Genomic DNA, 25109 nt, shown 5'->3' with positions numbered 1-25109 from the left:
CCCAGGTGAACGCTAAGCAGCGCGCGCCGGGGGTGTCGTGAGTAGTCGGCTACTCGATTCATCAGCCGGCCACCTGCTCGTCGACGACGGGCGGCATCGGCAGGAGCCGGCCCAGCTTGCGGTACTCCTGCTGGATCGCCGCGGTGACCTCCTCGGGTCCGACGGGGCCCCCGCGGGCGGCGGCGAGGTAGGCGGCGGTGATGGCCGCGGATCGGATGTTGCCGCCGGAGAGCTCGAATCTCCCTGCGTAGCGGGCGAGTTCAAGATCGTCGCGGACGGGCACCGGAGGCCGCAGGCAGGTCTTCCAGAGGGCCAGGCGGGCCGGTTCGTCGGGTACGGGGAAGTCGACGATCAGGTCGAGGCGCCGGGTGAACGCGTCGTCGAGGTTGGCCCGAAAGTTGGTGGCGAGGATCGCCAGGCCGTCGAAGGTCTCCATGCGCTGCAACAGGTATGCGCTCTCGATGTTGGCGTACCGGTCGTGGGCGTCGCGCACCTCGCTGCGCTTGCCGAAGATGGCGTCCGCCTCGTCGAACAGCAACACGGCACTGACCCGCGCCGCCTCGGTGAAGATGCGTTCGAGGTTCTTCTCCGTCTCGCCGATGTACTTGTCCACCACCGTCGCCAGATTGACGGTGTAGAGGTCGAGGCCGAGGTCGCCGGCGATGACCTCGGCCGCCATGGTCTTACCCGTTCCGGAGTCGCCGGCGAACAACGCGGTGACGCCGCCGCCACGTCCTCCGCCGGGCCGCATCCCCCAGTCCGACAGCACCCGTTCGCGGGTACGGGCACGGATGGTGAGCTCGCGCAACTGTGCGTGCACCCGCGGCGGGAGCACGAGGTCCGGCCACGACACCGCGGGTTCGATCCGGCGGGCCAACCGCTCCAATCCGGCGGCGTTCTGCGAGCGCGCGCCGTGACGCAGTTCCGTTGTGCCCAGGGGCCGTCGGGTGAGGCGCGCGACGGCCTCGGCGGCCGATATGGCCGCGGCGACCTGCCGCGGTCCGAAGGTGAACTGGGCCGCCACGTCGCCGACGTCGACGGTCTCGGCGAGCGGCCCGAGTTCGCGGTGCCACATGTCGATCCGCTCGGCGACCGTCAGTCGTGACACGTCGGTGAGCAGCGGCGCGACGGCGGACCACTCCGGGTCCCAGGTCGCCACACCGGTGAGCATCACGGGCACAGGCAGCTTCGCCAACCGGTCGATGACCGCGCCGGTGTGCGGGCCGAACGCCTCGACCGGTGACACCACCAGGGCGGCCTCCCGCAGGATCGCCTCTCGCCCCAGCACCGTAACCGCGTGGGCGAGGTCGTCGTCGGACGACAGCTTGGCGGCGTCACACCACAGCACGCTGTGGCCGGCGGAGAGCAGGCCGTCGGTGGCGACGGCCGCCGCGGTGCAGCCCGCTGGCTCGCGGATGTAGCAGAAGCGTTGTCCGGCAACGAAAGCAGCGGTCAACTCGACCGACTGCCGATTGTGGTGACCGCGCGGCGCGATGATCGTCGCGGCCACTGCGGGGTCGACGGTGTCGTCGCCGAGGAGGTGGGCGGTGACCCGGTCGGGCACCCGCAACCCGCGTGTGAGGAACGGGCGGTCGCTGTCCTCGACGAGAACCAGCGAATGGTCGACCAGCGGCGCCCCCGGAGCGAGCCGGGCCCGGGCCGTCGCGTCCATCGGTGACATCCCCGCCAGTTCCAGCGACAGGCCGATGCTCGCGCGGCGGCGGGTGACGTCGTCGTTGAGGTAGCCGTAGAGCCGCTCGAACCTCGGGTCGAGGTCGGGCAGCAGGCAGATGACCAGGATCTCGACGTCCTGTTCGGTCAGCGCGACGGTGCCGGCCAGCCGGCGCAGCCGCACCGATTCGTCGGCCGCGATGGGTTCGGGCGGCGCCACCGAAGCCGGTGGCCGGGCCTCGAGGAACGTGTCGACCACCTCGTCGCTGAGGTACAGGCCGCGAAACGGGTCGTCGGGCGCGGGGTCGTACTGGCGACGGTGGGCGATCAGCGCGCGGACCCGGCGTTCCACCCCGCTCGCCCGATCGAGCAAGTATCGGGTGTCGGCGGTCGCCGTCATTTCCTGCCCCCCGACTTGGGGCGTCGGGTGCGACGGATCCGCACGCGCGCGCCGTCCGCGTCGTCGTCCACGGCGCTGTCACGGTCCGGTGCCGGGGGCTGCGCGGCGTCTTCGGCGGCGGGCCAGCCGTGCATCCCGGCGGCGTTCAGGCGCATGGCACGCCGGACGGCCGGCGCGGCTTCGAATCTGTGGCCGGTGTCGGCAGGTGCGGTGACGACGACGTCGAGCGACGGTTTGAGCTCGCCGCCGAGCGCGGTCCACACGTCGGCGAAGGAGCGGTCCTCCGGCGGCGGTAGCGCGACGCTCAGGGGTACCGGAAGCCCGAGTGCGGCAAGCGATCCGGTGAGCACATCCGAGGGCAGCGCCTCGTGGCGCAGGAAACACGACAGCAGCGCGGCGAGCAGTCGGTGTTCGTCCTCGGGCCGCTGGGTCCACGCCGCCACCAGATACGACAGCTTGAAGTGACGCGGCGGCAGGTGGCGGGCGCGGATCAGCTCGCCGTCGTACTCGTTGAGCCATCCGCGTTCCCGCCGGCGCAGATCCTCGCGGATGTCGTAGAGGTACACGTCGACGGTCGGGTTGTTGCGCCGGCCCGCCCATTCCTTGGTCGGCGCGTCGAACGACACCTCGACCTCGCCGGGGTCGAGCGCTTCCCGTTCGATCAGCGTCTTGAGCGCGTGATCCGCCTCGGGTATCACGTCATCAACGGTCCTGTCTGAACGGCGGGCGCGGAACCGGCCGACGTCCCGCCAGACGGGCAGACCACGGTGCCCGTACGGGCACGGTCAGATCAGACCTTCACGCACCGCATAGGCCACGGCGTGCGAGCGGTTGCGCAACTGCAGGCGCGTGGTCACGTCGTGGAGCACGTTCTTGACCGTCCGTTGGCTGTAGCAGAGCTGCTGGGCGATCTCGCTGGTGTCGTGGCCCTCGGCGATCAGCCGCAGCACCTTGATCTCCCGGTCGGACAGGCCGGTGAAGGTCAGGCCTCGCGGGGAGAGCACCTGCCGCTGGAGCCGTCCGACCTGTTCGAGCAGATGGCCGAGGAGGTCGGCGGGGATGACACCGTCGCCCGCCGCGATCTTGCGGATGGTGCGGGCCAGCACCTCGGGGGTCGCCTCGGCGCGACGGAGCAACCCGTTGACCCCGATCTCGGCGGCGGCGACCACGGTCCCGTCGTCGACGGCTGTGGTCACGAGGATCCTGCGCGGCACCGACGCCCGCCGCAGCGATCGCAGCACCCGCCGGGTGTCCTCGTCGAGCGCGTCGGCCACGACCACCGCCACGACGACGTCGGTCAGGTCGTTGCCCTCGACGACCTCGACCTCCGGTCTGCCGCGCAACTGACTGCTGACGCCCACCTGCAGGATGGGGTCGTCGGCGTAGACGTACGTTCTCACTCGGTCCATTCGTGGCCCCCTCGTTCGATTCGGCTCGATAGGGCATCACTATCCGCAGCGGCCTCAACATCGGCTCAACGCCGCGGGCCGTGGTTCTCAACAAACGGTCAACGCGCAGGTCAGGCGTGCCGAACGAAGGCCACGAGGGCAGCGGAAGGGGCGGTGCTCAGTGCGCGGCCGCAGCCAGCTCACGCGGTGCGGCGGGTGCGACCGGCAACGGCGCATGCGTGTGCACGAGACGCTCACCGCGGGCCAGCCATTCGGCGTCCGCCCATTCGATGCGCGCCGGGAGCCGCCGCCAGTACTGCGGGTGGGCGCGCAGATACAACTCGACGCTGGCGTGGACGCGGGCGTCCTCGGGCAGCTTGCGCATCGACAGCGGATGGCTGCTGCCTGCGAGCGCGTCGAACTCCGTAGGCGTCGGCAGCCGGCACCCGCCGCGCAACCGCACCCCCGCCCGCACCGCGCCGTCGAGCACCCAGTCCAGCGGGATGTCGGCCAGCGGCCAGCAGGCGCCGCGTGTCCCGGCCACGTCGCAGTGCGCCCCGCGGAACCAGACCTCCTCGACAGTGTCCGCCCCGATGCGCTCACCGAAGTGACCGCCGTCGATCGCCACGGCGTGCCGTCCGGCGGCGACGTGGGCGAGGTCGTCGTCCGCCGAGCGCGCCGTGCCGGGGACGGTCACCGAGTCGAACAGGCCGAGGTAGCGGACGGGCACGGCCGCGTGGCGCCGTCCGGTCAGCGCGGCGGCCAGGCGGCTGATCCGTGCCCAGTCCGCGGCGCTGCGGTCGGTGCGCGGCAGCACGTAGGTGGCCAGCAGGTAGTCGAGCAGATGGTCGTGCCCGTCGTGCCAGACGCCGAACGTGCCGAGCAGCCGGGCCAGTTCGCGGGCGCACGAGGCGCCGCGGCCGGCGCCGAGCAGGACGATCTCGTCGCCGGGGGTCCAGACGTCGACGAGGAAGCGGTACGCCTCGACGATGCTCGTCCTGGCGGTGTCGGCGGCGATCTGTCGCCACCGCAGCGCGCTGATGCGGTTACCGCGCGCCGGCGGCTGCGGGCCGGTGCCGGCGTCGTACCAGGTGAGCTGTCGTGGCGAGCTCTCGACGAGTCCGAAGAGTGCGCCGGCGTTGGTGGCGGCACGTCGGCCGGGTTGGTCCTGTGAGCGGTCGAAGCACAACACGATGTTCTTCACAGCAACCCCCGGCTGAGGAACGACTTTGTTGCCTGTGAGTTTGCCCGTTCGTGACCGCCGTGTCACTACCTTTGAGCGGACTTTTCCGCTTTTCGCGACGTTTTCTTGACGAAGCAGGGGTTTGGACGACGAAATCCGTGGCGCTCGCGCCGGAACCCCGCGGAACGCTCCGCCGTGTGCGCAACAGCGCGCGCCCAGCGAGACGTTTGCGAAAAATCAACCGCCCATCAACATGCGCCACTGGTCGAGGTCGCGGGCGCGGTAGACGTAGTTCGACCGCTTCACGTTCGACAGCGCGTCGCTGGGCTCCGCGGAGTACCAGTGCCCGGGGAAGACCGTCGGGTCGCCGGGCAGCTGGGCCAGCGCCTGCAGGCTGCGGAACATGTCGTCGACGTTGCCGCCGGGGAAGTCGGTGCGGCCGCAGCCGTCGAGGAACAGCGTGTCCCCGGCGACCAGCCGGCCGTCGAGCAGGAAGCATTGGCTGCCCGGCGTGTGGCCGGGGGTGTGCAGCAGTTCGATGTCGATGCCGCCGACACTGACCACGTCACCGTGGTCGTGTGCGGTCAGATCGCTGCGGGCGATCCCGGTGACCCGCGAAACCCAGTCGGCCTCATGGCTGTTCACATGCACCGGCACGCTGACCCGCTCGAGCAGTTCGGCAAGCCCCTTGAGCTCGAAGCCCATCATCGACCCGCCTACGTGGTCGGGGTGGTGGTGCGTGGCCAGCACGCCCGACAGGTGCATGCCGTCGGCCTCCAGCGCGTCGACCAGATCACCGGCGGCGTAGGCCGGATCGACGACGACGCAGTCGCCGGTCTCCCGGTCGCCGATGAGGTAGGCGAAGTTGCGCATCTGCGTGGCGATCATGTCGCCGACGGCGAAGTCGCGGCCGGCGAGCAGCTGGCGGAAGTAGAGACGTTCGGAATTCGACACGTCCCACAGCCTAAAGCGGCTGGTGAAAAAACCGCACGTCGCGGGGTGTTTAAGGGCACACCCGCAAAAGTGGCGTCTGATCTACGCATTTACATAGCGTTCGAATCGTGCAACTCACCCGATTCACCGACCTGGGCCTGCGGACCATGATGCTGCTGGCCGCCGGTGAGGTCGACGGGCAGCGCGTCACCACCCGCACCATCGCCGCGGGCGCCAACGCGTCCGAACACCACATCGCCAAGGCCGTCGCCCGCCTGGCCGAGCTCGGCATGGTGCACGCGCGCCGCGGCCGCGTCGGCGGGCTGACCCTCACCGACGCCGGCCGCGACGCATCGGTCGGCTGGCTGGTGCGCCGCCTCGAAGGCGACCGCGAGGTCATCGAATGCGGCGGCGAGGACCCCTGCCCGCTGCTCGCGGCCTGCCGGCTGCGCAAGGCGATGAGCGATGCCAAAGAAGCGTTCTACCGCGAACTCGACCGCTACACGATCACCGATCTGGCGGCCCCTGCACTTCCCCTGGTGTTCCTCGGAGCACCGGTGAAGAACTCCACCGATGAAAGGACCCTCTGATGACCGTCACCGCAAACGTTGCCGTCGGCGAAGAACTCGACCCGCAGCACGCGGAGATCATCACCGCCACGCTGCCGCTCGTCGGCGCGCACATCGACGAGATCACGACGGTCTTCTACAGCCGGATGTTCGCCGCCCGCCCCGGACTGCTGCGCAACCTGTTCAACCGGGGCAATCAGGCTCAGGGCGCTCAGCAGCGGGCGCTGGCCGCGTCCATCGCCACCTACGCGACCCACCTCGTCGACCCGAATCTGCCGCATCCGGCCGAATTGCTGTCGCGGATCGGGCACAAGCACGCCTCGCTCGGGATCACCGCCGACCAGTACGAGATCGTGCACGAGCACCTGTTCGCCGCGATCGTCGAGGTGCTGGGCGCCGACACCGTCACCGCGCCGGTGGCCGAGGCGTGGGACGCCGTCTACTGGATGATGGCGCGCACGCTGATCGAGCTGGAACGCCACCTCTACGCCGAGGCGGGCGTCGACGACGGTGACGTCTACCGCCGCGCGCGGGTGGTCGCCCGCGAGGACGATCCGTCCGGCGCCGTCCTGCTGACCGTGCGCTCGACCGCGCAGCCGTTTCCCGGCTTCCGGCCCGGCCAGTACGTGTCGGTGGGGGTGACGCTGCCCGACGGCGCGCGCCAGCTGCGCCAGTACAGCCTGATCAACACCCCCGACGACGACGGCGACCTGACGTTCGCGGTGCGCCCGCTCGGTGAGGTGTCGAACTGGATCCGCGCCAACGTGCGGACCGGCGACGTCCTCGACGTCACCGTGCCGTTCGGCGACCTGCCCGACCCCGAGCAGCACCACCGGCCGCTGGTATTGGTGTCCGCGGGCATCGGCATCACCCCGATGATCGGCATCCTCGAGCACCTGGCCTCCGTCGCGCCCGCGACGAGCGTGCAGGTGTGGCACGCCGACCGGTCGGCAGCCACCCATCCGCTCAAGGACCGCCAGCAGGAGCTCGTCGCCGCGCTGCCCGACGCCACGCTGGAGCTCTGGTACGAGGAGGCCGACGCAGACGCACGCCCGGGTCTGTTGAACGTCGCCGACGTGGAGCTGCCCGAGGACGCGGAGGTGTACCTGTGCGGCGGCAACGGCTTCGTGCAGGCGGTGCGCGCTCAGCTGCAGGAGCGCGGCGTGCCGAACGAGCGGCTGCACTGCGAGTTGTTCTCCCCGAACGACTGGCTGCTGGCCTGATCGACCGAGTACGGACTGGCCCGCGACTGGTCGCACTGACCAGCGGTTTGGCGCCTGAGCGGGCCAGACTGTACTCTCTTTAAGGCCCGCGGCACGGCCTGTTCGCGCCCGAGGGTCAGGCCCCCTTAGCTCAGTCGGCAGAGCGTTTCCATGGTAAGGAAAAGGTCAACGGTTCGATTCCGTTAGGGGGCTCGGCGACCGCCGAGTGGTAGGCGCCTGGAATGGCGGTGTAGCTCAGCTGGTTAGAGCGCACGACTCATAATCGTGAGGTCGGGGGATCGAGCCCCCCCACCGCTACAGAGCACGAGCAACGACACGAGATTGTGAAAGAGGGCAGCTGACGTGGCCTCCAGTACCGACGTCCGGCCGAAGATCACCTTGGCCTGCGAGGTGTGCAAGCACCGCAACTACATCACGAAGAAGAACCGCCGCAACGATCCCGACCGGCTGGAGCTCAAGAAGTTCTGCCCCAACTGCGGGACGCACCGGGCGCACAAGGAGTCGCGCTGATCGGTCGGCCCATCGGCTGACGCCGGGGCTGACGAGATAGGTTCATCACTCGTGTCTTTCTTGGACAACTACGTCGGGACGCACTACCGCCACCCCGACCACTACGTCGTGGGCCGCGAGAAGATCCGCGAGTACGCGGTCGCCGTCAAGAACGATGACGCGGCGTTCTTCGACGAGAAGGCGTCTGCGGACCTCGGACATGACACGCTGCTGGCCCCGCTGACGTTCATCTCGATCTTCGGCTACCAGGCCCAGTTGGCGATGTTCAAGGCCAACGGCATCGCGATCAGCGACGCCCAGATCGTGCAGGTCGATCAGACGCTGAAGTTCATCCGGCCGATCGTGGCGGGTGACACGTTGCACTGCGACGTCTATATCGACGCGATCCGCAAGGCACACGGCACCGACATCATCACGACCAGAAACATCATCTCGAACGAGAACGGCGACGTCGTACAGGAGTGCTACACCACCCTGGCGGGGCGTAGCGAAGAAGACGGAGAGAGTGGCTTCAGCAATGGCACTGCGTGAGTTCGATTCGGTCAAGGTCGGGGAACAGCTGCCGGAGAAGGTGATCAAGCTGACGCGCCAGGACCTGGTGAACTACGCCGGCGTCTCCGGTGACCTCAACCCCATCCACTGGGACGACGAGATCGCCAAGCAGGTCGGACTCGACACCGCCATCGCGCACGGCATGCTCACGATGGGACTCGGCGGCGGCTACATCACCTCGTGGGTGGGCGACCCGGCCGCGGTCAAGGAGTACAACGTGCGGTTCACCGCCGTGGTGCCGGTGCCCAACGACGGCAAGGGCGCCGAGATCGTCTTCACCGGCCGGGTGAAGTCGACCGATCCCGAGACCAAGTCCGTGACCATCGCGCTTGCGGCCACCGCCGGCGGTAAGAAGATCTTCGGCCGCGCCGTCGCGGTCGCGACGCTGGCGTAGGGCGGAGGTCAGAACTCATGGCACTCAAAACCGACATCCGCGGCATGGTCTGGAAGTACCCGGACACGTTCGTGGTGGGCCGCGAACAGATCCGGCAGTACGCCAAGTCCGTGAAGGTCACCGATCCGGCCACCCTCGACGAGGAGGCCGCGGCCGAACTCGGGCATGACGCCCTGATCGCGCCGCCGACGTTCATGTCGATCTTCGCCGTGATGATCCAGAACCACTTCTTCCAGCACGTCGACGTCGGGCTGGAGACCCTGCAGATCGTCCAGGTCGACCAGAAGTTCCTGTTCCACCGGCCGATCGTGGCCGGCGATTCGTTGACCGGGACGATGTACATCGAGACCGTCGACGAGCGGTTCGGCGCCGACATCGTCACCACCCGCAACGTGCTCACCGACTCGACGGGCGCGGTCGTCATGGAGTCCTTCACCACGCTGATGGGGCACGAGGGGGACAACTCGATCTCGGCGAAGTGGGACCCCGAGACGGGTCAGGTTGTCCGCACAGCCGTCGGCGAGTAGTCGCTGGGCAGCGGATTAGGAAGTCCGACAGGCTGCGCGCTAAACTCGGTAACCGGGGTTTTCCCATTACAGCGCGCTTCCGACTGAACGTCTGGAAGCGCGCGAATTGTGTGAGCCCCGTACGCGGAGATGACAGTGCCAGCGTCGTCGTCGCTGAAGGGGCGTAGCTCAACTGGCAGAGCAGCGGTCTCCAAAACCGCAGGTTGCAGGTTCAAGTCCTGTCGCCCCTGCCAACTGAATACTGGACAAGCGTGGACACTGGACAGTGATGACAACGAAGAGTCCACACGAACCTGAGACGAAAGGCATGCGGTGAGCGACGAGCGCGATAGTGCCGGCTCCGCAGGCACCGGCAACGACGCAGAGACCGATGGCGTCGACGACACCCGCGGTCAGACAGCTGTGGTGACCCGGCCGCTGCGCCCGACCGGCAAGCGGACGCGGCGTGCGGCCGTCGAGACCGACGCCGAATCGGATGCCACCGAGCTCACCGAGAGCGCGGGCACCGAAAACGGTTCCGGCACCAAGAAGAAGACCGCGAAGAAGGAGCCGGGTCGCTACCCGAACCCGTTCCTGTTCGTCGTCAACTACATCAAGCAGGTCGTCGCCGAGCTGCGCAAGGTCATCTGGCCGAACCGCAAGCAGATGGTCAGCTACACCAGCGTGGTGCTCGTGTTCCTCGCCTTCATGGTGGCGCTGATCGCCGGGTTCGACTATGGCATGGCCCGACTGGTCGGCCTGGTGTTCGGCGAATAGCCGAGGATCGACCGGTAACAAGAGAGGACTACAACCGTGACGAGCTTCGAGGGCGACACGCCTTCGGCCGAGAGCGTCGATCTGGTCGACACCGATGAGACCGACACGGCGACCACCGACCCCGCGACCGAGGACGCCGACGTCGCCGGCGGCGAGGTGAGCGAAGAGGCCGCCACCCCGGCCGAAGCCGAGCCCGCTGCTGAAGCGGCACCGGTGGAGGACGAGGATCCCGCCGTCGCCCTGAAGAAGGAACTGCGGCTCAAGCCCGGCGACTGGTACGTGATCCACTCCTACGCCGGCTACGAGAACAAGGTGAAGGCCAACCTCGAGACCCGCGTGCAGAACCTGGACGTGGGCGACTACATCTTCCAGGTCGAGGTGCCGACCGAAGAGGTCACCGAGATCAAGAACGGCCAGCGCAAGCAGGTCAACCGCAAGGTGCTGCCGGGCTACATCCTGGTCCGCATGGAGCTCAACGACGAGTCGTGGGGCGCGGTGCGCAACACCCCGGGTGTCACCGGGTTCGTCGGCGCGACGTCGCGTCCGTCGCCGCTGAGCCTCGACGACGTGGTGAAGTTCCTGCTGCCGCCCGCCGCGGCGAAGAAGCCGGGCAAGGCCGCCTCGACGGCTGCCGGTGCGGCTTCGTCGGAGGCGACGCTGGAGCGTCCGGAGATCCTGGTCGACTTCGAGGTCGGCGAGTCGGTCACCGTGATGGACGGCCCGTTCGCGACGCTGCCCGCCTCGATCAGCGAGGTCAACGCCGAACAGCAGAAGCTCAAGGTGCTGGTGTCGATCTTCGGTCGCGAGACACCGGTGGAACTGACCTTCAACCAGGTCTCCAAGATCTAACTAGAAGCCCCAGAAAAAGAAGAGGAACACACACAGCATGGCCCCGAAGAAGAAGGTCACCGGGCTGATCAAGCTGCAGATCCAGGCCGGGCAGGCCAACCCCGCCCCGCCCGTGGGTCCGGCGCTCGGTCAGCACGGCGTCAACATCATGGAGTTCTGCAAGGCGTACAACGCCGCGACCGAGTCGCAGCGCGGCAACGTCATCCCCGTGGAGATCACCGTCTACGAGGACCGCAGCTTCACCTTTGCGCTCAAGACGCCGCCGGCAGCCAAGCTGCTGCTGAAGGCCGCGGGCGTGCAAAAGGGTTCCGGTGAGCCGCACAAGACCAAGGTCGCCAAGGTGACGTGGGATCAGGTGCGCGAGATCGCCGAGACCAAGAAGTCGGACCTGAACGCCAACGACATCGATCAGGCCGCCAAGATCATCGCCGGCACCGCCCGGTCGATGGGCATCACGGTCGAATAATTCGGCTGCGATCCGTCGAGATTGCACTGAGGGTTGCGACTTCTCCGTCCGTCACAGCCGTGAGCGCGATATCGACACCGTCATCGTGGGAGGGCCAGCTCCGGCCCGCCAACCACAACTCTGAGTAGGAGAAATCAATGAGCAAGAACAGCAAGGCATACCGCGAAGCCGCGGAGAAGGTCGACAAGACCAAGCTCTACTCGCCGCTCGAGGCCGCGAAGCTGGCCAAGGAGACGTCGTCGAAGAAGCAGGACGCCACCGTCGAGGTCGCGATCCGGTTGGGCGTCGACCCGCGTAAGGCCGATCAGATGGTGCGCGGCACCGTGAACCTGCCGCACGGCACCGGTAAGACCGCGCGCGTCGCGGTGTTCGCCGTGGGTGACAAGGCCGAGCAGGCCGCGGCCGCGGGTGCGGACATCGTCGGCAGCGACGACCTGATCGAGCAGATCCAGGGCGGCATGCTCGACTTCGACGCGGCGATCGCGACGCCGGACCAGATGGCCAAGGTCGGACGCATCGCCCGGATCCTGGGCCCGCGTGGCCTGATGCCGAACCCGAAGACCGGCACCGTGACCGCGGATGTGGCGAAGGCCGTGTCCGACATCAAGGGCGGCAAGATCAACTTCCGCGTGGACAAGCAGGCCAACCTGCACATCGTGATCGGCAAGGCCTCGTTCGACGAGAAGAAGCTGGCCGAGAACTACGGCGCGGCGCTCGACGAGATCCTGCGCGCCAAGCCGTCGGCGTCGAAGGGCCGTTACCTGAAGAAGATCGTCGTGTCGACGACGACGGGCCCGGGCATTCCGGTCGACCCGCAGGTGACGCGGAACTTCGCCGAGGCCTGAGGCTCTCAAGTCCGAACGCCCCCGCCATTGGCGGGGGCGTTCGGCGTTTCTGGGTTCAGAGCGACTGCATCTGTCGGATGGCGGGCAGTCCGACCGGCTTGTGTTTGGTGACCTGGCAGTGCTCGATGACATCGAGGACGGCATTGCCGCGAAGCCAACGGCGTTTGCCTTCATAGCCGCATTGGCACTGTGCTCGGTTGTTAAGCCAGCTGGCGACTAGGAAGGCCTGTGGACCGGTCATGTCGCCAGCGTAAAGTCAGCAAAGCATTTCTGGTTGCGAATCGGCACACTTCGTCACCAAAGCGTCGGATCGGATCGTCAAGGGCAGGCACGTGGCAGCCGATGAGGCTCCACCCGCTACTTGGTGAGGTTCGTCAGACCCTGGACCAAATAAGTCGTACCCACGCCGACCACGATTCCGGCGATGAAGACAGCCATCTGGTGAAACTCTTTCAGTGCGTGGTCGGAAAAGCTCGCGGTCGGTCCGGCGAAGCCGTCTATGGCCCACGCTGCGGAGTCGCGATTGATGGGATCAGGGTCAGCGAGTTGTAGTTCGTCTTCTTCGCTAACCGGGAACACGCGGACGGTCCAGTGCGCTTGATGCGCATCCAAGTTCTTGCCGTTGAAGGCGGGTTCGGCGTCATCGATGTTTACGCAGTCGGCGAGCCAAGCAATCGTGTAGTTGGCCATCTGCGTCTTCATTTCGTCGCCCGGTTTACCGATACCGCCGATGCTCAGTGTGTATTGTTCGCCGGACCGAAGAGCGCGCATATGCGGAAAGTTCAGGTCAGCGAGGATGGTCGCACCTTCGCGGGATGCGCGATCCTGCGGGTCCGCAATCGGAGGTTGCTCCGCCCCAACAAAGTGTCCACCGGACAAGTCGCCGGCCAAGATGGTTTCGTACGCGCCTGCCGATCTGTCCTCGTTGCAGTGCTTGCTGAACGAACCGGGTTTGCTTGCTTCGTGAACCTCGTCTTCGTGAAGGTGGTCGAAAGTCAGGTCTCCGCGACCGACAAGTGCCCACCGGAAGGTCCTGCTGTCGCGCGGCCGGCCGATCTCCAAACCGAGTGATCCGGAGACCTTCCGGTCTTCGTCCATCCTCAGGTGCAGGTTGATCGTGACGGGTACCGCAGCATCATTCGAGTAGAAGACCAGTGAATTCATGTCTTTGGATACGGCTTGCTCGTCATCCGGCTCCCACCATCCCAGCGCCGCCCACCCGAAGATCAGTATCGACAGGCCAATGAGAGATAGGCCGGCGGCGATTTCCGTCAGTGCTCGGCCGTGGCCGGCAGACCCTGTCATTCGACGGATGATACGGCTTCTATTGGTTGCTGGCTCTCCTGCGCGATCGACCTGGTCGAGAGGTGTTCCGTATCCCGTGCGGGGCTTTATCCGGTGGCCACCGGCTCGGCGTTCTGCGCGTCGTAGAGCTGCCTGTACAACCCGCCGCGGGCGAGCAGTTCGGAGGCGTGACGAGATGGCCACGACGTCGGCGACGCTGTCGGAGCCGAGTTGTGCAGGCGCCCAATACAACGCGCTGCAGTCGGTGTATGCGGGCAGCGGGTACAGCGCGGTGGCGGATCAGATCCTCAAGGCTGAGACGCCGAGTACGTGTTCGTCAACCGGAGCGTGGTGCTCTTTCCTTCGGCTGATCAGGCCAAGCAGTTCGTGACGAAGTCGGCGGAGGCGTGGAAGGCGTGCGGCGGTGACAACGTCACCGTCACGACGGAGGACGGGACCGCGTACACGTGGACGTTCGACCGGGTGGACCAGACGGACACGCAGATCTCGCAGCGGGTGACCCAGGAGGGTATGGAGGGATACGGCTGCGAGCACGTGCTGCGGGTGGCATCGAATGCGTTGCCCGAGGTCGCGGCGTGCCGTGACAACGTGACCGACGACGGCACCCGGATGGTCGATGCGATGGCGGCGAAGCTGCCGGCGTGAGTGTGGTTCGGCTTCGGGCGATGCCGCTGGGGAGTCCGAAGAGTCGACTGCTGCGGCGGTCCGCGTCGAAGGGTGTGCCGCATATCAGGGGTCCAATCCGTCGGCGGAGGAGGCGCGCGCCGCGATCCTGGACATGTGGAACGCGACGCCAGTGGACGTCCGAGCGCAGAATCCACTCGAGGCGTACCCGTTCGACGATGCCTATGCACTCGTCGAGCCGAACCGGATCGAATGGGTCTCGAACTACAACTGTCAGCTGGTGCAAGACGCTCGCGACAAAGGCGTGATGGACCCCATGGCGATCGGTATTGCGGACCGGCAGTTGGGCAGCACCAAATATATGATGGCCATCGCCGCCAACGGGGCAGCGGCGTCGTGCTGGGGAGCGCTCACCGACAACGGCTACCCCGTTCAGAATCCCGAGGAGTACTTCGCGATTCCTTTCGCCGTGTGCCCGGAGTCTGTGCCAGAGCAATACCGTTGACCCGGCTCGAATGATCGACAGGAGTGTGAATGCCGTTGGCTGGAGAGGCCTTCAGGTCCCCGCCTGTAGCCGTAGGTGTGGTGTCCGCCGCCGTTGGCCTCGCGCTGTCGGCGTGTGGTACGTCCGCGGCTCCATCGGCAGCCGGCGGCGCCGGCGTACAAGTTGGCAGTGAGCAGTCCCCGGAAGCGGGTTCCGAACTCGCCTACGAAGACGTCGGGGCCTGTACGGCCGTCGCCGGGGCGAATCCCGATTACTTCGACGTGGCCGCACCGAAGGCAATCTCTTTCTATGACTTCTTGAATGGAAGAACTGTCACGTACGAGGAGTACCTGGACGAGCAGTTGGCCCTCAGCGACATAGATGGCTATTACGCAATGGGCTACCAGGAGTGGGTGCGGCCGGGCGGTGTGGAGCAGATGTCGCGCGAATTGTGCCGCTACGCCGATGGTGTCAACCCGTCGACCGGGCTGTCCTCGAGGCCCTTGACTTCTACTACCTTCCCGAGACTTCTCTGACCGCTGCCGCAGACGGGCAAGACCACGCCGCAGGTCGCGCGGTACTTTTCGCCACCCTTCTGTGTGTCCAGGCGAAGCACATGAACGGATCGCAGACCTATAACCAGCGGTCGCCGGTCGTCGACGCTGTGTGCCAGGACGAGCCTCCCGGTTAGAGGGCTGCCCTTCGCAGAAATCGTCGGCGAGCCAGAGGCGTAGTCAGCGGCCTACCGGCGCTGTCGTTGAGCCGACCAAGGGCCTCAGAACGCACGATCAAGATGCGGTGCGTGTCGTCGCACGGGTGCCTTATTCGGTTGCTTCAGCTCGCCCGAGAGACACCTGGTGTCACGGAATCTGTGGAGGCGTAACACACCGTTAAAGGACGCATAGTGATGACGAAACGTAGTTTGCCCGCTGTTTTGCAGCACGAGTGGATTCTGGCAAATCCACACCCGGACGAAGCTGGCGGCCGCCGCGGATGTAAGGCGGTCAAAGTCCGAGGTAATGCAGGATGCGGACTCTCTGTGGTCGAGTTTCTTGCCCTCGACAGGCTGATCTCGCAACGTTGACCTGCACCTATCGCCGAAGACGTCAGTCTACATGGACGGAACAACGGAAGAGTGTTCGGAATCTTGAGGCACTCGAAGGCTGCCGATTGAATGGCCACCGACGATGCCATCGGTGACTGGCGGTTCCGGTTGACACAACCGTCAGCGTCTGAGAGGCTTTGCTCACAAAAATCGGACCGAAACTGGACCTGAAATATTTAGGGGGGGACATGTCGACTATGGCGACAAATTTTCGCGGGGGGCTTACTCGACTGCAGGTCGGAACCGCTGTCTGCGCAGTAGCTGCTGCGGCGGCAGTGCCGGCGGTGGCGGCTAACGCTGCGCCTGCTGTGCCTACACCCATCGCTCCCGTCACGCAGATTCTGGTCGACGCGCCGCTGAGCCCGATCATGACCTTCGCGCCGATGAGCCCGGTCATGAACTTCGCGGAGCAGCCGAATCTGCCCTGGTGGTACGAGAGTGGCCGTCGAGTCGTTGAGAGGTTCGGCGCCCTGGTGTTTGCGGTTGCCGGAGCGATCATTGCCCCCATCGCTGCCGTCACGCAGGCGATCGTTACCGCCGTTCAGCGGTTCTTCCAGATCGGTCCCTACTCGACGGGCCGCGGCTAACCGCGCCCTAGGGCGACGCACGTGGTGCGGTTACCCATGCGCTGGGGAATCGCACCGGTGTTGACCACCGCGTCGAATCGCCATCGAGTGTGATTCGGCGGTGAGTCTCAGGTATTCGCCTACTGGTTTTTATGCGTGAATCATTCGATGGCGGGGACGCGCTAGACGATTCTTCGAGATCTGACGAGGGAGAGGGGCGGCCGAAGATGCTGCGACATCTTCGGCGGCGGCATGTCGTCTTCGGAGCACTGCTGGCACTGGTCATCGTCATAGCGTTCGGGTGTTGGCTCGCGATCCGTGCATTCGAGGCAAAGTCGAACCTAGAGGCGGCACGCGACAGCGCGCAGCAGGCGAAGGACGCTCTGCTGGACGGCGACACGGACGGTGCGGCCCGCCACGCAGATGCGGCGCAGTCGAGCGCCCAGCAAGCGCGCGACGCGACCCATTCGGTCCCGTGGAATATCGCGTCAGCGGTGCCCTGGTTGGGAAATCCGTTTGACACCGGCCAAGAGATCTCTAATGTCGTACTAGGCCTCGCTACCGACGTGCTGCAGCCGGCGGCAGAGGTCGGCGCAGTGCTGTCGCCTGACAACCTCCTGCAAGACGGTCGAGTCGACGTCCAGGCGCTTCGCGAGCGCGAAGGGCAGCTGAGCGACCTTGCGGCAGCCGCGGACTCGCTCAGTGGCGACGCGAAGGCGATACCGGAACCGACTTACGTTTCGCTTCTCGGCGACGCCCGTTCACAGTTGCAGGAACAAACGTCCAACATTGCTGGCCTGCTTGACAATACGGCCTTGGCCGCTCGTCTTGCGCCTTCGATGATGGGTGCCGACGGTCCCCGCACCTACTTCATGGGCTTCCAGACGAACGCTGAGGCGCGTGGTACCGGCGGCTTGCTGGGTGGGTTCGGTGTTCTCCGATTCGACAATGGAACTGCGAACGTGGACACGTTGGCATCGAACCTGGACCTGGAGGGCGCCACGGCGTCGGTCGATCTGGGGCCGGAGTTCACGGAGATGTACGGATTCACCAATCCCACAACCGATTTCCGGAACAGCAACCTGAGCTCACACTTTCCCTACGCAGCGCAAATCTGGAAATCCATGTGGGCTGAGCGGACGGGAGAAAACGTAGACGGGGTCATCGTGCTCGACCCCGTGACGCTCAGCTACGTGCTCGGCGCTGTGGGCTCAGTGAGGATGCCCGACGGTGAGGTAATCACCAAGGACAACGTTGTCGAACTTACTGAATCGACCGCGTATAGCCGCTTCCCCACCGATCAGATTGCGCGGAAGAACTACCTCCAAGACATCGCAAGCGAAGTGGTCAGAAAGGTCACCGGACGACTCGAATCGCCGCAGAAACTCCTCGATGCCTTAGGCAGAGCCGTTGGGGAACGGCGGATCGCTGTGTGGAGTGCGAACCCTGCCGACCAGGCGATGCTGGAAGAAACGCCGCTCGCTCATGTGGTTCCAGACGATCCGGCGCCGTACGCGTCGGTCGTCATCAATAACTTGGGCGGGAACAAACTCGATTACTACTTGAGAAGGCAAATCGAATACGTCGCCGACGGGTGCACTGCTGGTGTGCGGAACTCCACCGTAACGGTCCGGCTTTCCAATGAGGCGCCAGACGCTGGGCTTCCCGACTACGTCGCCAACGCACCCGGAATTCGTTCTGACATACCGCTCGAGGTGCCGAAGGGCGCGATGGTCACCTCTGTGCGCCTTTTGGCGACAACGGGCGCGACGTTGGTCAGCGCATTGGTCGACGGTCAGCAGGTACCAGTTTTCAGCGGGACCGAGAGGGGCCACCCAACGTTCGAAGTGCAACTCGGCATACCGCCCAGGCAGTCTGGTGAGTTGAGTTTCCGTCTGACCGAACCGACGTCGGCCGGTGAAGCCCGCGTGCCAGTTCAGCCCCTTATCGACAGCGTTCAGCCGAAGATTTCGGTGCCTCCCTGTTCCGGATAGGCAAGGCCTAGCGGGATGCTAGAACGGCGAACAGCTAGGGGGTCACTTCGATCGAACGTTCCCATCCCAGGTTCGAGGTGCAGGTCGCGATACCGCCTGGCAAGTCGGGCGAATTAACTTTCCCCCTGTCGGAACCTACATCTCCGAGTGAAGCTCGTGTTCCAGTGCAGCCGTTGATGGATCCGGTAGTACCTTCCGTGGCAGTTCCCGGATGCTCGGAATGAGTCATATCATCGAGCTGACAGACGAAAGAATTCTGGCCATTTCGAGCAGTGCCCCAACGTACCATCATCGCGCCTTGTTAACTCCCCGTGCTTAGAGGTTCTGGGTCCAACACGCCGACGGGGACGTGTCCCGATGAGCGGCAGTGCTCGAGCGCGTCAAGCAGAGCGCTTCCCCTGAATACGCGTCGCTTGCCGCTAAAACCGCACTGGCATCGGGCGCGGTTACCGCACCAGTCAAACAGTAGGTAGGTCAGTTTCCGGTTCACGATCTCGAACTCTAGGGACGATGGTTTACATCCAATGAAAGCGCGACCATCCAGCAAGCGACGGGCAAGCGTCAATTCAGACAGCAGACTTTCGTCTGCGTGCCGCTTACAGCACGTCGTGAAGGCCGCCCATAAATTCACAACGCAAAAGCATTCGCCGCAGTCGGCGGCGAATAGTGTGGATATCACTTTCATGAATCGCGCGCACGACGGGATTGGAGAGCCCGCTTAAACATGTAACCAGGCTTCGGGCGATTGGCTATGCAATGTGATGCGAGCCATACCCGGGAGCGGCAACGATCAAGCCAAGCGAACCTCCATTGAGAATTTGAGGTACATTCGGGTGATGCGACATCCGGAAGATTTTGTCCGAGCGGCGTGGGGACGAATTGGTCGACTGACGCAGCAGGTGGTCCCCGGTACTGCTCTCGGGGAAACGATAGATATTGACCACCTAATTTGTCCGCTGCGTTTCGATATCTGCGTTCGGATGAAGTTTGTCCAACTGATTCGCGACGACCGTGAACTCTACTCCAGCGACATAGAAGCATTTCTTGCACGGCCAGAGGCGAGAGCTTATTACTCGTGGTTCCGCAATGTGCGCTCGGTTCGTTACGAGCCAAGTCTGTTGCGCAACCCCGAACGAATGCAGTCAGCATTCCTTCGGCGGGTGGCCGAAACCGCAAGCCTGTGGGATTCCCTGTCGACCTACGGGTTTGATGAGGCCAAGCCGGTTCGGTTGAGTTCCGGGCGATTTATACGAAACGTCCACGGCAAGGCTATCGACGAGCGGGTATTCTCGGGGGATGGCTGCCACCGCATCGCTTGCTTGAGGCTTCTAGGGTGGAAACGCCTCGAACCGACCCACTATGAAGTGTTGATACGGCCCCGCTTTGAGCCGCTCGACATTACCGCGGAACTCATAGAAATCGGCACGCTCGATCGTGAAACTTTCTTGCGTTTTGTTTGCCGTTTCTACGGGGATGGTCACGACTTCGAGTCCACCGCAGCGCTTGAACGCTACGTAGCCAAACACAAGCCCAAGCTACTAGCAGAGTTACGATCGGTACTCCGCTATGATCTAGTGAAGCTCAATTCTCAGGAAAGAATCGATGCAAATGAATGATGGTATAATTAGCTCGCTGTCCGCTGACGAAATCAACCGCTTTATCGATCAGACGGATTTTGCGGACTATCAGAAGCTGACGCTTCCAGACGGTCGGGTGATCCCTGGAGTGGACCGCTTACCCACCGCTAACCTTATCTACCCGGCTGATTTATCGGGCAAAACTGTGTTGGACGTGGGCTGCCATCATGGGTTCTTTCTTCACGATGCGGTTCGGCGCGGTGCGTCAAGAGCCGTAGGTATCGAGATGGATCCGTCCCGGTTCAAGATCGCCAGTACTCTCGCACCCTTATGGCAGGGCAAGATCGAAATAATTGAGGGTCAACTCGAGGAAGTCTCGCTAGATGAAAAGTTCGACGTCGTCATTTTTCTCAATGTCTTACACCATGTAACTGACCCAATCGCCGTGATGCGCAAGCTGGCCAGCCTTTGCCGCGGAACCGTGGTAGTTGAATTTCGCCAACCGCACGATCCTCAGTTCGTTCAGGAGGGATTTCACGGGCCTACTGCGTTATCGGATCTTCGAGCGCGAGGTGTTCGGCGGTTAGCTCGTCGCGTGCGGCGGGGGATCGAGGCGCCGGTTATGGAGTTGATTTCGCGGCGTATTCCGGTTATTGGGGTAGGGGCAGTTAAATACGACAGGTCTTTCTATTTCAGCCAAGCGGCGTTCAGAAACACTTTTATTACTCACAACCGGATCTTTGAGAGTGTCGAGTTCCGTCCCTCCACTCGGAGGGGCCAGGCGCTGGCATTCTGCAAGTGCAGTTTATGACCCAATCGATATGCGGACCGCGAGTCATCGGCTAAATGGGATCTCGCCAGAGTCAAGTGGGACATAGACAGATTCGATGAATGTCGTCAAGGGAGCTTTGGACAACTCCCTGACTTAACTGACCGACAGCAGTCGTCCGTCCGGTAAACCACTCGGGTGGGTGCTGAGTGAATGTGCGGATCACCGTTTGAAGCCCGGCCTCGAGACAAGTTTGTATGCGCGCGCTGCCCTATGTCGGCTCCGGTCGAATCACGAGCAAGCTGCCTCTGAGGTGGGTTCTAGTCACGTCGCATGCTGACGGGCCGTGAGGCTAATAGGGGTTAGTAGGCCAGACACGGCCTTCCACGATGTATTCGTGGTCGGTTGTTCAGTCCGCTCAAGAGCCGGTAGAGGTGCTCTGATGGATGGTTCACGAGGGTGACGTCCTTCGGGAAGTAGTACAGCGGCAGTTCGACTGTGTTCTCGTTGAAGCGCACTGCCAGGGTGATCGCGAGTGTGGGAAGTAGATGAGCGCACCGAGTTGTCAGTGGTGGCAAGGTGGCGCACCATCTCGAGGCCCTGGCCCATGTGATCTATCGGTCAGCTCCTGCAACGGGTCACCGGAGCAGCATTCAGCGAGTCGGGGTCGGCAGGTGGCGGATCCGCAAACCGAGTTTGGCCCCCTAACCCGGGAGCCGATCGCTGCGAGATGGTAACTCCCGATGATCGAATCGCCTTCTAACCGCCGGCCTTTACCGGTCGGCAAGCGGGAAACGCCGATCGTGGATGGGGCTGCTCAAACCGTGGCCCGCCGGCGCTAATGGTACGGGGGTACGGGTATGCCGGGCGAATGATCGCGCGCCGGTGCGTGTCGGTGAACGTCGATGCCGCGCCAACCGCGAGGGGCGTGGGGAGCAGGAACTCTGTTTACACAGCCTGATAGATTTTTTGGTGATGCAGCGATAACGACCGATCGTCAGGAGACCGAAGAACTAGGTGCGACTGATCGACTGATCTGCTGCGGACTGCACCGCTGACCGAGACACGCCGACTTCGCGGGCTCCGGCGCGTACCTCCACTACCCAGCCCGCGATTCATGGACTGCTGACGTGTGGCCAACCGCGGGCGGACCGGCCGCTCGGCCACCCACGCGATGATGCCCGTTTCTCCGGAACCCGGAGAAGTGGGATGTGAAGACAGCTCGTAGGCCGCCCAGAACTGCCGGCTCATTCTTGGGCCCGAGTTGACAGCCCAACTCACTCCAGCAACGGTGGCCGGGCGAGATGGCGTCGCATCGACACCAATTGTGAAAAGATCTGAGCGGCATTTCCAATCACGAGTGCGCCGAGTGCGTAGGCGACAGAGTGCTCGAGCGACGCGACGACGGGAAGTGCGATAAGGATGCCAACTATGCCAACAACGTTCGCCCTAACGACGTTCCGAATTCCCCCAAGCGGTACCAAACATGCATAGCCAACAATCTGCACTAAAATGCTGCTTGCGATGACTGCTCCACAAAAAAAGATCTCGGTGGACGTCGGATCTATGGTGCCTGCCGCGAGCCAAGATACTAACGGCGCTCCAAGCAAAGAGAACCCGGCCAGGATAGCGAGAGCTGCTGCGAATCCAGCGAGGGCCGCAGCTATCGCTGGGCGTGCGCTCGCTTCTTTGGCCATGCGGTGCGGGACCCAGCCCTGGAGCGCCGACGTCAACGGTGCCAGCGCCCCTAACGCCTGGCGTTGGACCCGGTCGTATATGCCGAAGACAGCGACTAGATCCGTAGCTAAGGCGGTCAATAGGAGAACGGGTATTGCATCACGGCCGCCCCGCAGCATTGATGCGGCCGCCGGCCCGATTTGTGCGCGCAGTTGGACCCGTACGCCCCCTAGTTCAGAAGGCGGTGCGGAATTTGCGTGCCTCCTGCTGGACCGACAGATCGAGATGTACGAAATTGCGACACCAAGGGCCGTGCCTATGACGGGTAGCGTTAAGCCGACAAGGAGGGGAGCCCCCAACGCCAATGCGGCCGCTCCGGCGAACATCAGTGACACTCTGGGAACGGTCTCGGCAAACAATAGCCAAAGTGGTGCGGCGCGCCCGATGTAGAAAAAGATTGCACTGAACGCGTTGATGACGAGCGGCGCGCCGCCGAGTATGCCAGCGACGGGGTCGGGATTTGGAATCGCTAGCATCGCACCCACCATTAAAAGAACGCAAGGCAGCCCGACGGCGAACTTGGTTCTCTGAGCCATCCGGAAGTACATAACGCTTCCCTCAGGCGTCCGGGTAGCCACAATCGCGGGACCGTTTACGCCGTATCCCCACCCAACGACGGTCGCCGCGATCTGAGCCAAGGCTTGCCCAAGAACAATTGACGACCAGATCTGAAGACCAGCTGCACCTATTGTCGCTGGCATGAGCAACAGCGACGCGACGGCCAACAGTATTACACTGGCAGCGAATCCGCCCAGTCGTTTTGCCGCACGTGAGGCGAGCACCAGCATCCGCTTCATACTGTCCGTACCAAGATTCTCGAGGTCCGACCGCTCAGGCCCGGATTGCCTGCGAACCGGTCGGCACCATCGGTCGGAGCGTCAGCGCCTGCGCGGGCGATGGATTGGTACGGCTCAGAATCTCCCTGGGATCGGTCGACTGCAGCCACCCCAGCGCGGTGCGGAGAGTCCAACGCGGTAGTTGAATGATCACGGATTCCGGGTTGGCCGAATGAGAAGGCCCGCGACAAGGTGCCAAGAACAGGCTAAGTACAGTCGACCGATGTCTGCTGCGTGGAATAATAATCAGTGCTCCGCCAATCCGTTTAGCGCTGTCGAGATACCTTGATTGACCCGGTTCCTTATCAAACGCCGCCATGGCTCCAACGGTCCGCCAGTCGGTATACGAGCGACATGCTTCGCAGCGCACCCGGTTAGTTCCGAAAGAAATGCAGCCAATTCGTAGTCCCGAAGATGCTTTGCCGCGAATTGCCGCACTACATCAGTGGCGAACGATGCACGGATCTGCGCACGTCTTGGCGTCAACATACTGATACGAACGTTCGTCGCTAGAACATGCACGAGTAGGAACGCAAGGTCTCGCGAGCCCGGCGCGAAGGTGTCAGATATGTCAGGGCAAGAGAACGCGGGATCTGGTAGGCCGGGATCGACAAACGAAAGTTGCTTCCTTGCGGGATCAGCCAGGATGTTTGCAAGCGTGACGTCCGCGATTATGCGCTCCGCTGAGGTCCAATAAACGTTAAGTGCCTCCGCAACAGTGGTTGCTAGGGCATGCCGATCAATCTGCGCGAGTCGAGGCAGCACATTGTCGAGGGGCGCTCCGGGTACTGCTGTCATTAGTATTGCTGGCGGTGTGAAACTCCTAGATAGGGGCACGGGGGAGGTGACGCACCAACCATAGATTTCGACGTTGCTAAAAACGCTCGCCATGACCGAAAGCGATTCATATTCATCGTTGAGTGCGGCCACAACGCCCGATCGCTTCTGTCGGAAAAGCTTCGCTACGATCGGCTGAGGCGAGTCCCGCACGTCAGTGATGAACACCCTTGCCTGCGTGCTGGTCGCTATTTGCCGAGTCTGCCGTATGACGACGCCGTCGCCGTAGTGTTGCGAGAGGACGGGGGCTAATCGACGTTGAGCGGCGCCTTCACGCACGACTCACCTGAAAGAGATTGCGCAGCACAGCGTTCCGTGTGTTGTCACCTCCTGGCGCGAACGCTTTGAACTGTCCTAGGTGTTCGACTTTCGAGTCGACGCAAGTTTCTTGCAGGTAGCCGGTTAGCCATGCATCGGGCGACGGGGTCATCGCCGGAAGTCCATATTCGACGGGCATTTCGTTCTCGCCGGTCTCGAAGAACATCGTCACGCGGCATTGCTGCCAGATTCGTTTCAGAATGGCGGTGGCGCCATCGAGTCCGTAATAACGTACCCAATGGTGCCAGATTGACATCACCAATGTCAGGTCGACCTCCGGCAAAAGCTGGACTGTTTTGGGTGACACCGTCATATTAAGGAACGCGACCTCATCCGTCGCGGTCTTCCGTGCGGCATAGCGTGCGATCCGAAGCGCACGTTCCTCCAGGTCGACTCCCAAAGTCGGTATTCCTTTTGCGGCCAGAGCGAACGGAAAATACCCTACCTGGCAACCTACGTCCATCGCGGAGCCGATGTCGGCTTCGCGGATTCGCTCTTCGATGACAGTCCACCGCTGCACGGTGCCGTCACTTCGGCGGGCGTTCGCCTTTTCTAGCACAGGAAGCGGCTGATATGGAAGCCTCGGGAACGAGTCGTAGCGGAATTGCAGCGGGTCGATCACCCGTTCTTGCAAGAATGTCTTTATCCCCATGTCCTTCTCTTGCCTTAGCGTAGCTCGGTAGAAGAACCA

27 protein-coding genes and 3 tRNA genes are annotated in these 25109 nt (G+C 63.8%); 21 read left to right on the top strand and 9 right to left on the bottom strand.

The features are described from left to right. Positions 1-61: 61 nt before the first annotated feature. From AU195_RS20340 to AU195_RS20320, 5 genes are all read right to left on the bottom strand, one after another. Complete coding sequence (locus tag AU195_RS20340; RefSeq protein ID WP_059160847.1) at positions 62-2071, bottom strand: ATP-binding protein; 2010 nt, start codon at positions 2069-2071, stop codon at positions 62-64. Next, positions 2068-2769 carry a Pvc16 family protein gene (locus AU195_RS20335; protein WP_059160846.1) on the bottom strand — a complete coding sequence of 234 codons (702 nt, stop codon included), beginning with the start codon at positions 2767-2769 and terminating at the stop codon, positions 2068-2070. Before AU195_RS20335 ends, AU195_RS20340 begins: the two co-directional genes overlap by 4 nt. 87 nt (positions 2770-2856) lie before the next feature. Then, positions 2857-3480, bottom strand: a complete 624-nt coding sequence (locus AU195_RS20330; RefSeq protein WP_059160845.1) for a response regulator transcription factor — start codon at positions 3478-3480, stop codon at positions 2857-2859. Positions 3481-3637: 157 nt separating this feature from the next. Next, on the bottom strand, positions 3638-4663 hold the full coding sequence (locus AU195_RS20325; protein WP_059160844.1) for a phospholipase effector Tle1 domain-containing protein: 1026 nt from the start codon (positions 4661-4663) through the stop codon (positions 3638-3640). A gap of 216 nt (positions 4664-4879) precedes the next feature. Next, positions 4880-5530 (bottom strand): MBL fold metallo-hydrolase, encoded by a 651-nt coding sequence (locus AU195_RS20320; RefSeq protein ID WP_286149437.1) that lies wholly within the window; start codon positions 5528-5530, stop codon positions 4880-4882. 173 nt (positions 5531-5703) lie between these two features. Between AU195_RS20320 and AU195_RS20315 the strand changes: the two genes are divergently transcribed. The 13 genes from AU195_RS20315 (at position 5704) to rplA (ending at position 12266) form a co-directional block, all read left to right on the top strand. Continuing rightward, positions 5704-6165 (top strand): RrF2 family transcriptional regulator, encoded by a 462-nt coding sequence (locus AU195_RS20315; protein ID WP_059160842.1) that lies wholly within the window; start codon positions 5704-5706, stop codon positions 6163-6165. Next, positions 6165-7367: a globin domain-containing protein gene (locus AU195_RS20310; RefSeq protein WP_059160841.1), complete on the top strand. Its 1203-nt coding sequence runs from the start codon at positions 6165-6167 to the stop codon at positions 7365-7367. Before AU195_RS20315 ends, AU195_RS20310 begins: the two co-directional genes overlap by 1 nt. Before the next feature lie 119 nt (positions 7368-7486). Then, a tRNA-Thr gene (locus tag AU195_RS20305) sits at positions 7487-7559 on the top strand. A gap of 31 nt (positions 7560-7590) precedes the next feature. After that, positions 7591-7664: transfer RNA gene (locus AU195_RS20300), tRNA-Met, on the top strand. Positions 7665-7709: 45 nt separating this feature from the next. Continuing rightward, the gene (gene rpmG, locus AU195_RS20295) at positions 7710-7877 is read left to right on the top strand and encodes a 50S ribosomal protein L33 (protein WP_011558336.1); all 168 of its coding nucleotides are present in this window, start codon (positions 7710-7712) and stop codon (positions 7875-7877) included. A gap of 51 nt (positions 7878-7928) precedes the next feature. Further along, complete coding sequence (hadA, locus tag AU195_RS20290; protein WP_059160840.1) at positions 7929-8408, top strand: (3R)-hydroxyacyl-ACP dehydratase subunit HadA; 480 nt, start codon at positions 7929-7931, stop codon at positions 8406-8408. Then, positions 8395-8823: a (3R)-hydroxyacyl-ACP dehydratase subunit HadB gene (gene hadB, locus AU195_RS20285; RefSeq protein ID WP_059160839.1), complete on the top strand. Its 429-nt coding sequence runs from the start codon at positions 8395-8397 to the stop codon at positions 8821-8823. The genes hadA and hadB overlap by 14 nt, the downstream gene beginning before the upstream one ends. Before the next feature lie 17 nt (positions 8824-8840). Continuing rightward, positions 8841-9350 carry a (3R)-hydroxyacyl-ACP dehydratase subunit HadC gene (hadC, locus tag AU195_RS20280; protein WP_059160838.1) on the top strand — a complete coding sequence of 170 codons (510 nt, stop codon included), beginning with the start codon at positions 8841-8843 and terminating at the stop codon, positions 9348-9350. A 157-nt stretch (positions 9351-9507) separates the two neighbouring features. After that, a tRNA-Trp gene (locus AU195_RS20275) sits at positions 9508-9583 on the top strand. Positions 9584-9662: 79 nt separating this feature from the next. Next, complete coding sequence (gene secE, locus AU195_RS20270) at positions 9663-10106, top strand: preprotein translocase subunit SecE (RefSeq protein WP_059160837.1); 444 nt, start codon at positions 9663-9665, stop codon at positions 10104-10106. Between the two features lie 36 nt (positions 10107-10142). After that, positions 10143-10955: a transcription termination/antitermination protein NusG gene (gene nusG / locus AU195_RS20265; RefSeq protein ID WP_059160836.1), complete on the top strand. Its 813-nt coding sequence runs from the start codon at positions 10143-10145 to the stop codon at positions 10953-10955. Between the two features lie 37 nt (positions 10956-10992). Then, complete coding sequence (rplK, locus tag AU195_RS20260) at positions 10993-11421, top strand: 50S ribosomal protein L11 (RefSeq protein ID WP_011558342.1); 429 nt, start codon at positions 10993-10995, stop codon at positions 11419-11421. A 137-nt stretch (positions 11422-11558) separates the two neighbouring features. After that, complete coding sequence (rplA, locus tag AU195_RS20255) at positions 11559-12266, top strand: 50S ribosomal protein L1 (RefSeq protein ID WP_011558343.1); 708 nt, start codon at positions 11559-11561, stop codon at positions 12264-12266. A 55-nt stretch (positions 12267-12321) separates the two neighbouring features. On the opposite strand, the gene AU195_RS25405 is transcribed toward rplA, so the two are convergent. Further along, entirely contained in the window at positions 12322-12507 is a 186-nt protein-coding gene (locus tag AU195_RS25405; protein WP_082703141.1) for a hypothetical protein, read from the bottom strand. A 116-nt stretch (positions 12508-12623) separates the two neighbouring features. After that, the gene (locus AU195_RS20250; protein WP_059160835.1) at positions 12624-13571 is read right to left on the bottom strand and encodes a hypothetical protein; all 948 of its coding nucleotides are present in this window, start codon (positions 13569-13571) and stop codon (positions 12624-12626) included. Between AU195_RS20250 and AU195_RS26390 the strand changes: the two genes are divergently transcribed. From AU195_RS26390 to AU195_RS25400, 8 genes are all read left to right on the top strand, one after another. Then, positions 13510-13941, top strand: coding sequence for a sensor domain-containing protein (locus AU195_RS26390; RefSeq protein ID WP_353612162.1), 432 nt, complete (start codon positions 13510-13512; stop codon positions 13939-13941). The genes AU195_RS20250 and AU195_RS26390 overlap by 62 nt on opposite strands. Then, positions 13881-14216, top strand: coding sequence for a sensor domain-containing protein (locus AU195_RS20245; protein WP_059160834.1), 336 nt, complete (start codon positions 13881-13883; stop codon positions 14214-14216). Before AU195_RS26390 ends, AU195_RS20245 begins: the two co-directional genes overlap by 61 nt. A gap of 133 nt (positions 14217-14349) precedes the next feature. After that, positions 14350-14700: a hypothetical protein gene (locus AU195_RS20240; protein ID WP_059160833.1), complete on the top strand. Its 351-nt coding sequence runs from the start codon at positions 14350-14352 to the stop codon at positions 14698-14700. 80 nt (positions 14701-14780) lie between these two features. After that, on the top strand, positions 14781-15215 hold the full coding sequence (locus tag AU195_RS20235) for a hypothetical protein (protein ID WP_157531205.1): 435 nt from the start codon (positions 14781-14783) through the stop codon (positions 15213-15215). 877 nt (positions 15216-16092) lie between these two features. After that, positions 16093-16371: a hypothetical protein gene (locus AU195_RS26260; RefSeq protein WP_286149403.1), complete on the top strand. Its 279-nt coding sequence runs from the start codon at positions 16093-16095 to the stop codon at positions 16369-16371. Between the two features lie 206 nt (positions 16372-16577). Further along, complete coding sequence (locus AU195_RS20225) at positions 16578-18344, top strand: DUF4012 domain-containing protein (protein WP_059160830.1); 1767 nt, start codon at positions 16578-16580, stop codon at positions 18342-18344. A gap of 836 nt (positions 18345-19180) precedes the next feature. Further along, a complete protein-coding gene (locus AU195_RS25800) occupies positions 19181-19960 on the top strand; it encodes a hypothetical protein (protein WP_157531204.1) in 780 nt (259 codons plus the stop codon). Continuing rightward, the gene (locus AU195_RS25400) at positions 19947-20732 is read left to right on the top strand and encodes a class I SAM-dependent methyltransferase (protein WP_082703140.1); all 786 of its coding nucleotides are present in this window, start codon (positions 19947-19949) and stop codon (positions 20730-20732) included. The genes AU195_RS25800 and AU195_RS25400 overlap by 14 nt, the downstream gene beginning before the upstream one ends. A gap of 1235 nt (positions 20733-21967) precedes the next feature. On the opposite strand, the gene AU195_RS25795 is transcribed toward AU195_RS25400, so the two are convergent. Together AU195_RS25795 and AU195_RS20215 are read right to left on the bottom strand one after the other, a co-directional pair. Then, the gene (locus AU195_RS25795) at positions 21968-23215 is read right to left on the bottom strand and encodes a hypothetical protein (protein ID WP_157531203.1); all 1248 of its coding nucleotides are present in this window, start codon (positions 23213-23215) and stop codon (positions 21968-21970) included. Between the two features lie 1156 nt (positions 23216-24371). Further along, on the bottom strand, positions 24372-25070 hold the full coding sequence (locus tag AU195_RS20215; protein WP_059160829.1) for a class I SAM-dependent methyltransferase: 699 nt from the start codon (positions 25068-25070) through the stop codon (positions 24372-24374). Between the last annotated feature and the right edge of the window lie 39 nt (positions 25071-25109).

Source organism: Mycobacterium sp. IS-1496 (assembly GCF_001499995.1).
Lineage (GTDB): Bacteria > Actinomycetota > Actinomycetes > Mycobacteriales > Mycobacteriaceae > Mycobacterium.
The sequence above is the reverse complement of the archived record's forward strand: the minus strand, read 5'-3'. Positions and strand labels throughout refer to the sequence as shown.